This is a genomic window from Paenarthrobacter sp. NPDC092416 (assembly GCF_044755025.1).
Classification (GTDB): Bacteria; Actinomycetota; Actinomycetes; order Actinomycetales; family Micrococcaceae; genus Arthrobacter.
Map to the genome: position 1 here is coordinate 50137 of NZ_JBIVQG010000020.1, position 15251 is coordinate 65387.

General features: G+C 63.7%; 12 protein-coding genes and 1 riboswitch. Of the genes, 6 read left to right on the plus strand and 6 right to left on the minus strand.

All coding sequences use genetic code 11. From position 1 onward, the window contains the following. Positions 1-8: 8 nt before the first annotated feature. The 6 genes from ACIQC5_RS22860 to speB form a co-directional block, all read right to left on the minus strand. Positions 9-932, minus strand: coding sequence for an NAD-dependent epimerase/dehydratase family protein (locus ACIQC5_RS22860; protein ID WP_400287388.1), 924 nt, complete (start codon positions 930-932; stop codon positions 9-11). A 37-nt stretch (positions 933-969) separates the two neighbouring features. Then, entirely contained in the window at positions 970-1728 is a 759-nt protein-coding gene (locus ACIQC5_RS22865) for an SDR family NAD(P)-dependent oxidoreductase (RefSeq protein WP_400287389.1), read from the minus strand. Positions 1729-1808: 80 nt separating this feature from the next. Further along, complete coding sequence (locus tag ACIQC5_RS22870) at positions 1809-3086, minus strand: D-arabinono-1,4-lactone oxidase (protein WP_400287390.1); 1278 nt, start codon at positions 3084-3086, stop codon at positions 1809-1811. A gap of 29 nt (positions 3087-3115) precedes the next feature. Further along, positions 3116-4636 carry an aminobutyraldehyde dehydrogenase gene (locus ACIQC5_RS22875; RefSeq protein ID WP_400287391.1) on the minus strand — a complete coding sequence of 507 codons (1521 nt, stop codon included), beginning with the start codon at positions 4634-4636 and terminating at the stop codon, positions 3116-3118. A 12-nt stretch (positions 4637-4648) separates the two neighbouring features. Beyond that, positions 4649-6088, minus strand: a complete 1440-nt coding sequence (locus ACIQC5_RS22880; RefSeq protein ID WP_400287392.1) for a purine-cytosine permease family protein — start codon at positions 6086-6088, stop codon at positions 4649-4651. After that, entirely contained in the window at positions 6085-7083 is a 999-nt protein-coding gene (gene speB, locus ACIQC5_RS22885; protein ID WP_400287393.1) for an agmatinase, read from the minus strand. Before speB ends, ACIQC5_RS22880 begins: the two co-directional genes overlap by 4 nt. Positions 7084-7305: 222 nt before the next feature. Here speB and ACIQC5_RS22890 point away from each other — a divergent pair, with 222 nt between their 5' ends. The 6 genes from ACIQC5_RS22890 to ACIQC5_RS22915 all read left to right on the plus strand — a co-directional run. Further along, positions 7306-8799, plus strand: coding sequence for a PucR family transcriptional regulator (locus ACIQC5_RS22890; protein ID WP_400287394.1), 1494 nt, complete (start codon positions 7306-7308; stop codon positions 8797-8799). Positions 8800-8876: 77 nt separating this feature from the next. Next, a riboswitch (glycine riboswitch) is annotated at positions 8877-8975 on the plus strand. Positions 8976-9124: 149 nt separating this feature from the next. Beyond that, positions 9125-11992 (plus strand): aminomethyl-transferring glycine dehydrogenase, encoded by a 2868-nt coding sequence (gene gcvP / locus ACIQC5_RS22895; RefSeq protein WP_400287395.1) that lies wholly within the window; start codon positions 9125-9127, stop codon positions 11990-11992. 11 nt (positions 11993-12003) lie between these two features. Beyond that, entirely contained in the window at positions 12004-13140 is a 1137-nt protein-coding gene (gcvT, locus tag ACIQC5_RS22900; protein ID WP_400287396.1) for a glycine cleavage system aminomethyltransferase GcvT, read from the plus strand. 24 nt (positions 13141-13164) lie between these two features. Next, complete coding sequence (gene gcvH / locus ACIQC5_RS22905) at positions 13165-13548, plus strand: glycine cleavage system protein GcvH (protein WP_400287397.1); 384 nt, start codon at positions 13165-13167, stop codon at positions 13546-13548. Continuing rightward, positions 13545-14864 carry a serine hydroxymethyltransferase gene (glyA, locus tag ACIQC5_RS22910; protein WP_400287398.1) on the plus strand — a complete coding sequence of 440 codons (1320 nt, stop codon included), beginning with the start codon at positions 13545-13547 and terminating at the stop codon, positions 14862-14864. The genes gcvH and glyA overlap by 4 nt, the downstream gene beginning before the upstream one ends. A gap of 292 nt (positions 14865-15156) precedes the next feature. After that, on the plus strand, positions 15157-15251 hold a 95-nt coding region (locus tag ACIQC5_RS22915; protein WP_400287399.1), incomplete at its 3' end, for a serine dehydratase beta chain.

The following is a 15251-nucleotide window of genomic DNA, read 5'->3' on the forward strand; positions in this document are numbered from 1 at the left end:
GTCCGCTCCTAGAAGTCGTGGGTGGAGAGCCATTCAGCATAATCGCCGATGGCCCGCTGCAGTGGCCAAGCCGGTTCGTACCCGAGTTCCTCGGCTGCTGAAGCGACGCTGAAGTGGCCTTGCAGGTCCAGGGTGGGATCCGGGCCGGGCCCGATCTCCACGCTGACGTTCGGGAAAGCGATCCGGACTTCTTTGACGACGTCGCTGAGGGTCCAGTACTCGCTGCCGGAAATGTTGTAGGCCAGCGGCCTCCCCGAGGCTGGTTGCGGTGCCCGGACTGCCGCCAGAATGGCACGGGCGACGTCGCGGACGTAGACCAGGTTGTAGCGATGGTCGGCACCGTGGTCCTGTGAGAATGAACCGTCCCGGACTACGCCGCGCATGATGTCCCGCATGACTTCGTCCATGCGGTTCCCGGGCCCGTAAACCTGGCTGATGCGCAGGGAGATGACGTCGATGCCATACCTGTCGCTGTAGACCTGCCCGAGCCATTCCCCAGTCACCTTGGTGACCGCGTAAGGCGTGGTGGGACTTACCGGCTCCGATTCGAGAACGACCGATGCTGAGGTCTTCCCGTACACACACTCGGAAGAGAAGTTGATGATCCGTTTGATGCCGTGGATTCGTGCTGCCTCGAACACTGCCACTGTTCCTTCGACGTTGGCAGCAAACGTTGCCAGCGGGAAGCTCAGGGAGTAGGTCGGGTGGGATATTGCCGCGGTGTGGACGATGGTGTCGACGTCGTGTTCCTTGAAGATCTCCAAGAGGCGCGGGATATCAAACAGCTCGCCTTGAACGGAAACAACATCGGGCCGTGGAGCGTCAAGGAAATCCCGATTGAAGCTGATGGTCGTGTAGCCGGCATCGGCAAGTTCGTTGACGATGTGGCGTCCGGTGAATCCGGCACCGCCTGTGACCAGGACAGAGCTCATGTGGTGTGCCTTTCAGTGCGCGTGGTGGGTGTTCGGTTCAGTGACCGAGCGGGAAGGTGGTGGTTCGGCCACCGTCCACCACAAGGTTTGTGCCAGTGACGTAGGAGGACTCAGGGCCCAGCAACCACAGCGCCGCGGCGGCAATCTCCTCAGCCTGGGCGAATCGGCCCAGTGGGACGGAAGCTTCGTCTCTGGCCCGTTCTTGTTCGTTCGCGAACTCGGCCGCGAGCATGGGAGTGTCAGTGGTGCCTGGTGACAAGGCGTTGACCCGGACGCCGGCAGGCGCCAATTCTGCGGCCAAGGCCCGCATCATCGACAGGACGCCACCCTTGGTAGCGGCATATGCGGTGTAGCCGGCCTGGCCGACGAGTGACAGCTCGCTGGCTGTGCAGACAAGGGATCCACCGCCATTTGATGTCAGGCATCGTGCCGCTGCCCTGGCGAAATGGAAGGTGCCGGACAAGTTCACGTGGATCAATGTCTGCCACAGCTCGTCGGATGTTTCGGTGATGGGAGCAACACGGGAGATTCCTGCGGCGTTGAAAGCTCCGCTCAGCGGTCCGAGTTCAGCTTCCGCGCGCGTGAAGGCAGCATCCACCTGCGCGGACTTGGAAACGTCGGCGTCGATGAAGAGAACGTCGCCCGAAAGCCGGCGTTTTGCCTCATCAAGCAACCCGTCCTGGAGCGCGACGGCTGCAACTTTTGCCCCTTGTGCCAGGAGGGCCCGGGTTGTGGCGAGACCGATGCCGGAGCTGGCTCCTGTGACAAGGTAGACCTTGTTCGAAAAATGGCTCATGTGTTCTCTTCCCTCATCAAAGTGGGTGGTTTGAGGTGCCCCGGGCGCACGGCCTTGGGCATCGGCCGGAATTTGATCGACTAGCCTACGAGGGCCCGTGTGTGGTCGTTCAGGAAGATTCCCCGGGGATCGAATTCGCGGCGGACGTGAATGAAGGTGTCAAGCTCGGGGTAGAGACGCTCAAGGCGGCCCCGTGTCATGAAGTGGATCTTCCCCCAGTGGGCCCGCGGCTCGAATTCCTGCAGCACGGCGTCGGCGTCCCGGAAGAACTGCCAGTAGTCGGTGCCGGGTTCGGTGGTCAGCGTGATGACGGTGCTGTCTCGCCCTTGGAACTGGGACATGTAGGCGTCGTCGGACTTCACCCAGCGGACTTCAACAGGGTACTTCTGCTCGGGATATTTGGTGCGGATCAGGTCCTGGATGGCCTCGACGGCGGCAAAGCCGTCCTCGCTGCGGACGAAGTACTCGAGTTCGTGGAACTGGGTGGTGAAACCGCCAGGGTAAATCCGGTACGAGCGGTCCAGCCGGGCACCTTCCACGGTCGAAATCCCGCGCTCGTCCTGGATGGCAGCAACGTTGTACCGCTTGGTGTAGCTGCGGTTGGCCATGCTCAGACCGGGCGCGCCAGGGAGATCCAGGAGCTCACAGGAATCGTCCGCAGGGCACCACAGGAACGAGTAGTGCCGGTTGTTGTCGATATCGGTCTGCCATGTGGCGGTGGTTTCTTCCCACGTGGGATACGTGATCTGTTCCTGCAGGTAGTAGCTGTCCTCAACAGCCAGTTCCACTTCCAGGAAGACACCAAGCGTACCCAAAGCAACCTGGGCGGCCCGGAGTTCGCGGAGCTGACCTTCGCCGATTTCCACGATGTCGCCATAGCCGTTGATCAGCTTCACCCAGCGGAGGTTGGACGAGAAGCTGCCCAGGTGTTTCCCGGATCCGTGGGTGCTGGTGGCCAGTGCCCCGGCGATTTGCTGCTTGTCGATGTCGCCTTGATTACCCAGGGCCAGGCCCTGCTCCCACAAGGGATCCCCGAAGGCGTTGATGGTGGTGCCGGCAAGGGCACGGGCGCGACGCCCGGCCTTGTCAGTACCCGTGATCGCTGAGAGCCCGGACATGTCCATCAGGACGCCGCCAGTCTGAACCAGGGGTGAGGACGAATGTCCTGAGCCGACCGCCCGCACAGGCAACCCTTCGCGGATGGCGAAACGGACGGCGTCGAGCGCTTCCTGTTCGTTCCCCGGCCGGACGGTGAAGGCCGGTGTCGCGCTCTGGTTGCCGCCCCAGTTGGTCCAGGTGATGTCTGTTCCGAAAGGCGCCGTGGGAGTGGCGGCGCGGCGAAGATCTTTAGTGGTCATGGTGAAAGCTCCGTTGCTTGTTTGACGTCTTATGCGCCGTGGTTGATCATGACGTGCTTGGTGCGCGAGTAATCATCCAGGGCGTACAGCGACAGGTCCCGACCGTAGCCGGAGCCCTTGAATCCGCCCCAAGGTACCTCACAGGCAAGGACCAGGTGCGCATTCACCCAGACGGTGCCGAAGTCCAACTGCTTGGGAATCCGCAGGGAGAGGCTGGAGTCCTTGGTCCATACCGACGCGGACAGGCCATACGGGCTCTCGTTGGCTCGGGTGACGGCTTCTTCGGTGGTGCTGAAGGTCTCCACAGTGACCACGGGACCGAAGATTTCGTGGGTTGCGATGGGCGCGCCGGCAGGGACGTTGCTGATGACCGTTGGCTCGATGAAGTAGCCGGGGCCTTCCAATGCCGAGCCGCCAATCGCGATATTCAGGCCTGCAGCGCGGGCTTCAGCAAGGGATTCCTTGACGCGTTCGAAGTGGGGGCGGGAGATCATGGGACCGATTTCGACGTCGTCCCCAGCCTCGGGTGCGCCGACTACCAGCGTGCCGACCTCCCGAACCAGATGCTCGGTGAATTCTGCGGCCACCGACTCGTGGACCAGCACACGGCACGCTGCACCGCAGTCCTGACCGGCATTCCAGAATCCTGCATTGCGGACTCCAGCAGCGGCGGCGCGGAGGTCGGCGTCGGGGAAGACAACAACCGGGGCCTTGCCGCCGAGCTCCAAGTGGACGCGCTTGACCGACTTTGCGGCGGTTTCCGCAACGGCCTGGCCACTCACAACGCTGCCCGTCAGGGCGACCAAGGCGATGTCGGGGTGCTCCGAAAGCCGCTGCCCAACCGTCCGTCCCTGGCCAGTGACCACGTTGAGGATCCCGTCCGGGATTCGCCCGGCAACGAGTTCGGCCAGCTTCAGCGTGGACAACGGGGTCTGCTCGGAGGGCTTCAGGACGATGCTGTTGCCTGCGGCGAGAATCGGTGCGATCTTCCAAGCGGCCATGAGCAGCGGGTAGTTCCAGGGGGTGATGACGCCGACGACGCCCACGGGTTCGCGGAGGATCACGGAGGTGTGGTCGGTAGCGTAGTCGCCGCCGGCCATGGACGTGAGCGTGCGGGAAGCGCCGGCCATGAAACGGAAGGTATCGATGGTGCTCGTGACGTCATCCTCGGCGACAGCCTGTGGCTTGCCCGTGTTGGCGGACTCGATGACCTCGAACGCTTGCCGGTTCTCTTCAATGATGGTGGCGATCAGGTTCAGGACATCGGCGCGTTCCTTGGGCGTGGTGGCTCCCCAGGACTTCTGGGCTGCGACGGCGGCTTCAACGGCGGCGTCGACATCTGCGGCGGTGCCCGCTTGGACGGATGCGATGACCTGTTCGGTGGCGGGATCCACGACGTCTATGGACTGCTGGGAGGAGCCCGGAACGAACGACCCGTTGATGAAATGTCCTGCCGGAGGAAGGGGCAGAGGGAGCGGCAGGACGCCGGCGGAAGCGTGGTCGGAGGAGGAGCGTCGGACAGTGAACTGTTCGGCATGCGTGGTGGTCATGATGATTCGCTTTCAGATGAGGTCTGCGGTGAGTGCAGTGGTGGGAAAGGCGGCGGTTTCCGTCTTCTTACGGAAAACCCGGGCCGCGATGTAGTAGAGGGGAGCAACCACCACCAGCCCGACGATCCAGGAGATGTCCACGCCGCCCAACGCGGCGGCCAGTGGGCCTGTGTAGATCGCGGTTGCCGAGAAGGGGACCTGGATCAGGGCGCCTGCTACGTATGAACCGATGGCGACCCAATTGAACCGCCCGTACACACCGCCGTCGCGCTTGAAGAAGTCTTCAACCCGGTAGTCGCCGTGCCGCAGAAGGTAGTAGTCCACCAGGTTGATAGCGGTCCACGGAACCAGGACGTACATCAGGAAGGACAGGAAGTTGGTGTAGAAGAGGATGAAATTGTCGCGGGCGAACAGGGCGATGCTGACTGCGACAACGAAGAGGATGATCGCAGCGATGCTGCGCGTCTTGGCCCGTGGCAACCACGTGGGCTTGAACGTCTGCCCGATGGTGAGGGTGCACAGGACGCCGCAGTAAAGGTTCATGGCGTTTGACGCCGCGACGCCCAGGCAGAAGATGCCTACGATGATCAGGGTCCATGGCTGGAGCAACGCGCCCAGGCTGCCGACGATCTCCACGTCGCCCCCGCTCATGGTCATGGCGAGCGTTCCTACCAGGGCGCCAAGGATCATGGGGAACAGCGTGCCCAGGACACAGCCTGAGTACGATGCCCAGAATGCGGGGGCGGACCCCGTTCCTTGCGGCATGTAGCGGGAGTAGTCGGAGACGTATGGCGCGTAGGCCAACTGCCACAGTGCGGAGACCGAGATGGTCCCCATGAAACCGACCCAGTTGAAGTTGCCTTGTTCGAGGAAGCTGGCTGGCAGGCCGTGGACCACGAGGATCCAGACGAAGGCCAGCAGCAGTGCCAAACCCGCCGCGACGCTCAGGATGCGTGCATAAGCGTGGATGAGCCTGTAGCCGAAAATCGTGGCGATAACACTGACCACTCCGATGATGACGATGCCCGCGTCAACACTGATGCCCGGGCTCACCGCGGCCATTGCTTCGCCACCGAAGACGAGGTTCGCTGCGAAGAAGCCGACGTACATGACCACCACGATGACCACGATCAGCAGTGCCCCGAAGGAGCCGAACTGCCCGCGGGTCTGGATCATCTGCGCCACGCCCAGTTGCGGGCCTTGGGCGGAGTGCAGCGCCATGAAGATGCCGCCCACGATGTTGCCGATGATGATGCCCACGATCGCCGGCACAAAGCCGAGGCCGAACACCGTGGTGGCGAGTCCGCCTGTCACGATGGTCATGATCATGATGTTGGAGCCGAACCAGATGGTGAAGAGATCACGGGCTTTGCCGTGGCGCTCGTTGGCCGGGATGGGCTGGATGGTTTTGTCCTCGAGCCGGGGTACCTCTGTTGTGGGCGCGGTGCTCATGACGCAGTCCAACTTGCGGATTGCAGTTCACGGACTGAGGTGGCCTTGCTGCGGTTCACCATCAGCCCGAGGAGATCGAAGACCAAGGTGGCCGCGGCAACGGTGGTGATGTCCGCATGGTCGTAGGCCGGGGCGACCTCCACGACGTCGGCGCCCACGATGTTGATGCCGTTGAGTCCGCGGAGCAGGGCAAGGAGTTCGCGGGAGTGGAGTCCGCCCATCTCCGGGGTGCCCGTGCCGGGAGCGAACGCCGGGTCCAGGACGTCGATGTCGATGGAGACGTAGACCGGGGTGTCGCCGAGCCTGTCCTTGACCTGCTGGATGGCGGCCGGGACACCAATGACGTCCAGGTCTGAGCAGCGGATGATCTGGAATCCGAATTCGTGGTCCCGCAGGAAGTCGTTGCGGTCATAGACCGGGCCGCGGATACCAACATGCATCGACTTGTCCTCCACAAGGAGGCCTTCCTCGAAGGCCCGGCGGAAGATGGTCCCGTGCGTGATGGGCTGATCGAAGTAGGTGTCCCACGTGTCCAGGTGGGCGTCGAAGTGGAGCAACGCGACGGGACCGTGGACCTTGTTCAACGCCCTCAACATGGGCAACGCAATGGTGTGGTCGCCGCCGATGGAGATGAGCCGCTTGTCCTCACTGATCAGAGGCAGGGCCTGCTCCTCGATTTCACGAACAGCGCGGGCGATGTCATAGGGCGTGCACGCGATGTCGCCGGCATCCACAACCTGGGCTTCATACACCGGCTCAACGTCGAGCTCGGGGTGGTAGCCGGGGCGCAGGAGACGTGAGGCCTCGCGGACGGCGGCAGGACCGAAACGGGCGCCGGGCCGGAAGGAGGTTCCGCCGTCGAACGGTACGCCGACAATCGCAATGTCGTAGTCAGGGACGCGGTCGATTTGCGGGAGGCGGGCGAAGGTGCCGAGGCCTGCATACCGGGGGACTTTGGTGGCGTCGACGGGGCCGATGGGCTTGTGCGTTGTCATTCCGGGATCCTTCGTTAGCTGTGGTGCGGGCGGCCAAACCGCCGGCGTATCGGTGATGTTGCGCGATGCTCGCCGTTGAGCGGAAAGTTCGTTAGTTCCATTCTTGGTGACGCGTATCACTCCGGATAGCGGTACATTGACTACAAATGGCCGAGCCTCTTATACGAATGTCTAAGAGGCCCGAAATTCGGCCCATGCGTCAAGGAAGCGGAGCGCAATTCAATGGCAATCACAGTGGCCGAGCTCGTCGCCGAACCGCAGCTTGGGCTAACCCTGCTGGCGGGAGCTGAAGGTCGCGACAACCGCATCACCTGGGCCCACACCTCGGACCTGCCCCGGCTGTGGGAGTGGGTCACGGGCGGTGAGCTGATGATGACCAACGGGCTCTCCATCCCAGCTGACGCAGCAGGCCAGGTGGCGCTCGCCGAGGCGATGATGGACAGCGGCGCCAGTGCCCTGGCCATCGGCGAGAAGATGCACGCGCCCGAGCTGCTGCCGGAGTTCCTGGAAGCCTGCAACCGGCTGCCCCTGCCGCTGATCAACATTCCCTATCCGCTGCCGTTCATCGCGATCGCCCGCTCGGTGGCCGAGTCCTCCCTGCTCGAAGAATCGCGACGTTTGCGTCAGACCGCACGCGTGTACGACCTGCTGCGAACGGTGGGGGCGTCCGAGGACCACTGGCAAAGTCTGGTGCAAAGGCTGGCTGTAGAGCTCGACGCGGAGCTGTTCGTGGTGGATCGCCGTTGCCTCCATCCTTGGCATCCCGGGGGTCAGCGGCTCCCGGGCTTCCTCGCGGACGAATGGGCCCCGCAATCCGGGCAGGCGACACTTGCGGGAAAGAACTTCCAGTGGCACCGGGTTCGGGGCCGGCACGTGTTGACCGTGGACATCCCCACGCACGCCAATGCGCTCCTGGTGGTGCTGCCGAACACCGAACCGCACCCGGACGCCGTCGTACTTCTCCACGCCGCAACGGTGCTGGGACTGCAGCTCTCGCGCATCGTCCTCTCGCTGGAAGGCCGGCACCGGCTGGCGGGCGAGTTCCTGCTGCAGGCCATGGATGGCCGTTTGGGCGCAGCGGAAATGGAAAGCCGGCTGGCCGCTTTCGATGTGCCGGCAGACGATTTTCTGGTCGCCTCGATCTCAGCGGACGACGGCGACATCCTGGCGAACGTGCACATCGAACTGTGGCGACATGGAGTTTCGGCGGCGTCCTTGCGGCGAAACAACAGGCTGCACGTGGTGGTCCCGGCCGAGGTGGCCGACGACGTGCTGCTGCACTGTGCAGGGTCCAGCGCCACGATTGGCATCAGCGCACCGGCCTCCGTGGCCGGGCTTCAAAGGGCGCTGCAGGAGTCACTGTGGGCTCTCGGATCGGCCCGGGCGAACAAGCTGGGTTTGTCCCGCTACGCGCAAGGACCGTCATGGCTTGGCTTGACGGGTTTTGAGGAAGGGACGGCGTTGGTCAGGCGTCTCCTGGGCCCGATTTTCGACTACGAGCAGAGCCAGGAAGGCGATCTTATCGTCACGCTGAGGACCTATTTGGACTCGCAGCGCTCCTGGCAAAAAACCGCCGCGGCACTGTTCGCGCACCGGCAAACCATCATCTACCGGATGCGGAAAATCGGCGAGCTGACAGGGTTGGACATGGGCGAAACGTCCACTGTTGCCCAGTTGTGGTTTGCCCTGCAGATCCACGAAGCCATGCACCGGTAGGTATCGCTTGCTTGCGTTTTTTCGCGATCACCCGCTATGGTGTGAAGCGTGTCACTCATGAGTGGCACACACGCTTTTGATCTGCGGCGGGAGAGCCCTGCCGGTACATCCAGTCAGGCGCCGTAGGAGCAAATCCTCCCCAGGAATCTCTCAGGCCCATGTACCGCCGCGGTTAGGCAACTCTGGAAAGCAGTCCGGGAAACCGGGCTCACCGACGGTGCAAGCGGGCAATCGAGCCTGCGGAATCTCTCAGGTCCAATACAGAGCGGGGAGGAACCCCACATCATCGTGGCGCTCATTGGGCGCCTGAATCATGGAGTTCCTCTTGACTGTTCAATCAACCCCCACCGCCTTCGCGGACCGGCACATCGGCGCCCGCCGCCAAGCCGACGTTGACACCATGCTCAAGGCCATCGGCTACGACTCCGTAGACGGCCTGGTAGACGTCGCTGTCCCCGATTCCATCCGGCAAGCCACGCCGCTGACGCTCCAGGGTGCCCTCAGCGAAGTCCAGGTCCTGGCCGAGCTCCGCAAGCTCGCGTCCAAGAACAAGACCGCCATCCAGCTGATCGGCCAGGGCTACTACGACACCGTGACCCCGCCGGTGATCCGCCGCAACATTCTGGAAGCACCCGCCTGGTACACGGCTTACACCCCCTACCAGCCTGAGATTTCCCAAGGCCGCCTCGAAGCGCTCTTGAACTTCCAGACCATGGTCCAGGACCTCACAGGACTTCCTGTAGCCAACGCGTCGCTGCTGGACGAAGCAACCGCCGTGGCTGAGGCTGTGCTGCTGATGCGCCGGGCCAACAAGTCCAAAACCGCGAAGGACGGCAAGACCGTACTGGACGCCGACCTCCTGCCGCAGACCATCGCGATCGTGAAGGGCCGCGCCGAGGCGCTCGGCTTCGAGGTTGAGGTCGCCGACCTGTCCGCCGGGCTCCCCGACGGCGATATCAACGGCATCGTCCTGCAGCAGCCAGGCGTTTCCGGCCGCGTTTTCGACCACTCCGGCGTCATTGCGGAGGCCAAGGAACGCGGTGCCCTGGTGACGGTTGCGGCCGATTTGCTGGCGCTCACCCTCATCACGCCCCCGGGCGAGCAAGGTGCCGATATCGCCGTCGGAACCGCGCAGCGCTTTGGTGTTCCGCTGTTCTTCGGCGGTCCCCACGCGGCGTACATGGCTGTCCGCGAAGGCATGGAGCGCACGCTTCCGGGCCGGATCGTGGGCGTTTCCAAGGACAACGCCGGTGTGCCCGCCTACCGCTTGGCATTGCAGACCCGCGAGCAGCACATTCGCCGCGAGAAGGCCACGTCCAACATCTGCACTGCCCAGGCGCTGCTCGCCATCGTGGCGTCGATGTACGCCGTTTACCACGGTCCGGAAGGCCTGAAGGCGATCGCCGAAACCGTGCACGGCCACGCACGCACGCTCGCCACCACGCTGGTTAAGGCCGGCCGCGAACTCGTGTCCGACTCCTTCTTCGACACCCTCACAGTCCGCGTCCCGGGGAAGGCCGGCAAGGTCATCGCCGCTGCCGAAGCCCGGGGCATCAACCTGCGGGTCATTGACGCCGACACCGTAGGCGTCTCGGTTGATGAAACCACGACGCCGGAGGTCCTCTCCGCGGTGGCTGTCGCCTTTGGCGCCGGTCCGGTAGGGGACGCGACCGGTTTCGAACTGCCCTCGGATGTGGTCCGAACCAGCGATTTCCTGCAGCACCCCGTGTTCAATACGCACCGTTCCGAGACGCAGCTGTTGCGCTACATCCGCAAGCTGTCCGATCGGGACCTCGCACTGGATCGCACCATGATCCCGCTGGGCTCGTGCACCATGAAGCTCAACGCTACAGCTGAGATGGAAGCCATTTCCTGGCCCGAGTTCGCCTCCATCCACCCGTTCGCTCCGGATCACCAGACCGCTGGCTGGCGCGAACTGATTGAAGGTTTGGAAGCCGACCTCACCGAGATCACCGGCTACGACCAAGTTTCCATCCAGCCGAATGCCGGTTCCCAGGGTGAGCTCGCGGGCCTGCTCGCGATCCGCGGCTACCACCTCTCCCGTGGCGATGAGCAGCGCACTGTCTGCCTGATCCCGGCCTCGGCCCACGGCACCAACGCCGCCTCGGCCGTGTTGGCCGGCATGAAAGTTGTAGTTGTTGCTACCGCTGCCGATGGCACCATCGATCACGCGGACCTGACGGCGAAGATCGAAGCCAACAAGGATGTCCTGTCCTGCATCATGATCACCTACCCGTCCACACACGGTGTCTACGACGCCGATGTCCGCGAGGTCTGCGACGCGATCCACGCAGCCGGGGGCCAGGTGTACGTCGACGGCGCTAACCTCAACGCACTCGTTGGTTTGGCCCAGCCGGGCAAGTTCGGCGGCGACGTGTCCCACCTGAACCTGCACAAGACCTTCTGCATCCCGCACGGTGGCGGCGGTCCGGGTGTTGGCCCGGTCGCAGCCAAGGCTCACCTGGCACCGTTCATGCCGGGGGACGCGAACAATGTTTCGTCTGAAGGTGGCGTGGCCATCTCTGCATCCCGCTACGGCTCCGCCGGTGTGCTTCCGATTTCCTGGGCCTACGTGAAGCTCATGGGTGGCCAGGGCCTCACCGAAGCGACCAAGTCCGCTCTGCTTGCTGCGAACTACGTTGCCTCCCGCTTGGATGAGCACTTCCCGGTGCTCTACACCGGCGAAGGCGGACTCGTGGCCCACGAGTGCATCCTTGATCTTCGCGAATTGACGGCTCGCACGGGTGTTACCGCTGAAGATGTGGCGAAGCGCCTGATCGACTTCGGTTTCCACGCTCCCACGCTGGCGTTCCCCGTTGCGGGCACCCTGATGGTGGAGCCCACCGAGTCCGAGGATTTGGCGGAGATCGATCGCTTCATCGAAGCCATGATCACCATCCGCGCCGAAATCGAGCAGGTGGCCAGCGGTGATTTCACTGTTGAGAACTCGCCGCTGCGCAACGCGCCGCACACAGCTGCCGCCGTCGTGAGTTCCGACTGGGGCCGCGACTACCCGCGTGAGCAGGCAGCGTTCCCCGTCCACCACTTGAAGCAGGACAAGTACTTCCCGCCCGTGGGCCGGATCGACGGCGCCGCAGGCGACCGGAACCTCGTGTGCTCCTGCCCACCCCTTGAAGCGTTCGAGGACAACACCGCAGACTTCGAAAACTAAGGACTCCTGACATGTCTGAGAACTACACCGCCCTGTACGAGCAGCACAAAAAGGCCGGCGCTTCCTTTACGGACTTTGGCGGCTGGCAGATGCCCCTGAAGTACGAGTCCGAGCTCGCCGAGCACCACGCCGTCCGCAAGTCCGCTGGCCTGTTCGACCTCTCCCACATGGGGGAAGTCTGGGTCACAGGCCCGGACGCCGGCGCCTTCCTGGACTACGCGCTTGCCGGAAAGCTCTCCGCGATCGCCGTCGGCAAGGCCAAGTACTCGCTGATCTGCGACACCGACGGCGGCATCATCGATGACCTCATCTCCTACCGCCGCCCGTCTCCGGCAGAAGGCGTGGACAAATACCTCGTGGTCCCGAACGCGGGCAACGCCAAGGTGGTGGCCGCGGCTCTGGCCGAGCGTGCAGCCCGATTCGACGTCGTTGTTGAGGATGCTTCGGCCGAGACTTCACTCATCGCAGTTCAGGGGCCCAACGCCGAAGCGATCCTGCTTCGCTTGGTTCCGGCCGAGCAGCACGCCCTGGTCACCGAGCTGAAGTACTACGCGGCTGTTGAGGTTGAGATTAACGGGCTGGACCTATTGCTCGCCCGCACCGGCTACACCGGCGAAGACGGCTTCGAAATCTACATCCCCAACGTCGACGCAGCAGGCCTCTGGGAAGCACTCCTCGAAGCGGGCGAAAGCCACGGACTCATCCCCGCGGGCCTCGCCGCACGTGACTCGCTCCGCCTCGAAGCCGGCATGCCCCTCTACGGAAACGAGCTCTCCCGCTACGTCAACGCCTACGCCGCCGGCCTTGGCCCCGTCGTCGCGCTGTCAAAGGAAGGCGACTTCGTCGGCAAGGAAGCGTTGGCGGCCATCAAGTCAGCCGGCGTTGGTTCCACCCGCGGCCAGAAGCTGGTTGGCCTCAAGGGTACCGGCCGCCGCGCTGCCCGCGGACACTACCCGGTGCTCTCAGACGGAACGCTGATTGGCGAAGTCACCTCCGGCCAGCCCAGCCCGACGCTCGGTTACCCGGTCGCCATGGCTTATGTCGACGTCGAACATGCCGAAGTTGGGACTGTGGTTGACGTGGACCTGCGAGGCAAAGCGGAATCGTTCGAAGTAGTGGCGCTGCCGTTCTACAAGCGCCAGAAATAGTCACGAGAAGTTAGGAAAATTGAGATGAGCAAAGTAGTTGCCGAGCTGAAGTACTCGGCTGAGCACGAATGGGTTGCCGCTGATGGAGCCGGGCCTGTGGGGATTGGGATTTCCGCGGTTGCTGCGGATGCCTTGGGCGACATTGTGTACGTGGACCTGCCTGAGGTCGGTTCCAGTGTGACCGCGGGTGAGACGTGTGGTGAGGTCGAGTCCACCAAATCGGTCTCGGACCTGTACTCGCCGGTGACAGGTGAGGTGACCGAGATCAATGACGCCGTTGTCAGCGATCCGGCCCTGATCAACACCGACCCTTACGGCGCTGGTTGGCTGTTCAAGGTGGCTGCCACGGACGAGGGCCCCCTGATGTCGGCTGAGGAATACGCTGCAGCGAACGGTGGCGAACTGTGAGCGCCGCAGCCGTGACTGAGTTCGAGCAGGTTGTGTCGGCGTCGTTGGATGCGCAGCTGTCCGAGCTGGATCCCGAGATCGCCGCGAAGATCGACGACGAACTGGTCCGCCAGCGCGACGGCCTGGAAATGATCGCTTCGGAGAACCACACCGCCGTAGCCGTGATGCAGGCACAGGGATCGGTGCTGACCAACAAGTACGCCGAGGGCTACCCTGGCAAGCGCTACTACGGTGGCTGCGAGCACGTTGACGTGATTGAGCAGTTGGCGATCGACCGCATCAAGTCCCTGTTCGGCGCCGGGTTCGCGAACGTCCAGCCGCACTCCGGTGCGCAGGCGAACGCTTCGGTGATGCACGCGCTGATCAAACCCGGCGACACCATCATGGGCTTGAACTTGGCCCATGGCGGGCACCTGACCCACGGCATGCGGATCAACTTCTCCGGCAAGCTGTACAACGTGGTCCCGTACGGCGTCCGCGAGGACACCCACACCGTGGACATGGCCGAGGTTGAGCGCCTTGCGCAGGAGCACAAGCCGGCTCTCATCGTTGCCGGCTGGTCCGCTTATGCGCGGCAGCTGGACTTCGCTGAGTTCCGCCGGATCGCCGATTCCGTGGGGGCTTACCTGATGGTGGATATGGCGCACTTCGCAGGCCTGGTTGCTGCGGGGCTGCACCCGTCGCCGGTCCAGCACGCGCACGTCACCACGTCCACGACGCACAAGACGCTCGCCGGTCCGCGTGGTGGCATCATCCTCTCCAACGACGCCGACATCGCCAAGAAGATCAACTCGGCTGTGTTCCCTGGCCAGCAGGGCGGGCCGCTGGAGCACGTGATCGCGGGCAAGGCTGTCGCGTTCAAGATTGCAGCTTCGGCAGAGTTCCGGGAACGTCAGGAACGCGTCCTGGCCGGCGCCCGGATCCTCGCTGAACGCTTGGTCCAGCCGGACGTTGCGGAAAAGGGTATCTCCGTTGTCTCCGGCGGCACTGACGTGCACCTGGTCCTGGTGGACCTGCGCAACTGCGAACTCGATGGTCAGCAGGCCGAGGACCGCCTCGCCGCGATCGACATCACGGTCAACCGCAATGCCGTCCCCTTCGATCCGCGCCCACCGATGGTCACTTCGGGTCTTCGGATTGGCACGCCGGCACTCGCTACGCGCGGTTTCGGGGAAGCAGCCTTCCGCGAGGTTGCGGACATCATCGCTGAGGCATTGATCGCCGACGACGGCACGGACCTTTCCGGGTTGCGGCACCGTGTGGAGGCACTCGCCGCTGCGCATCCGCTGTATCCGGGAGTCGCGAACCTCGCCTGAGCCCTTTCGGTCGCTGCCGGCGCCTGCCTTGGCTGGCCGATTCGTGGGGTCGCTGCGGGGTGTGCCGTGCGCACGGCATGTTTGGCAGCGAACCCCCGTTTTGGCCCTGGCGGCCAATGCACACTGATCTACCCGGGTGCGGCATTTGCTGGGAACGAATGCCGGACGCAATACCGGGTTTGGAGGTTCGCACTGGGACCTCCGCGGGGGCCGGCGCCTGCCTTGGCTCGGGATGGGCCCGGCCCCCACTCCACGTTTTGCTCGTTGTTTCTTCCCTGAAAGGGATCCAGCCATGGCTGTTGGTGTTTTCGATCTGTTCACTGTGGGTATTGGCCCGTCGAGTTCGCATACTGTGGGGCCGATGCGGGCTGCTGCGGTGTTCGCTGG

Coding starts and splice junctions, on each gene's coding strand:
- ACIQC5_RS22860 (WP_400287388.1), bottom strand. CDS start 932: ATGAGCTCTGTCCTGGTCACAGGCGGTGCCGGATTCACCGGACGCCAC.
- ACIQC5_RS22865 (WP_400287389.1), bottom strand. CDS start 1,728: ATGAGCCATTTTTCGAACAAGGTCTACCTTGTCACAGGAGCCAGCTCC.
- ACIQC5_RS22870 (WP_400287390.1), bottom strand. CDS start 3,086: ATGACCACTAAAGATCTTCGCCGCGCCGCCACTCCCACGGCGCCTTTC.
- ACIQC5_RS22875 (WP_400287391.1), bottom strand. CDS start 4,636: ATGACCACCACGCATGCCGAACAGTTCACTGTCCGACGCTCCTCCTCC.
- ACIQC5_RS22880 (WP_400287392.1), bottom strand. CDS start 6,088: ATGAGCACCGCGCCCACAACAGAGGTACCCCGGCTCGAGGACAAAACC.
- speB (WP_400287393.1), bottom strand. CDS start 7,083: ATGACAACGCACAAGCCCATCGGCCCCGTCGACGCCACCAAAGTCCCC.
- ACIQC5_RS22890 (WP_400287394.1), top strand. CDS start 7,306: ATGGCAATCACAGTGGCCGAGCTCGTCGCCGAACCGCAGCTTGGGCTA.
- gcvT (WP_400287396.1), top strand. CDS start 12,004: ATGTCTGAGAACTACACCGCCCTGTACGAGCAGCACAAAAAGGCCGGC.
- gcvH (WP_400287397.1), top strand. CDS start 13,165: ATGAGCAAAGTAGTTGCCGAGCTGAAGTACTCGGCTGAGCACGAATGG.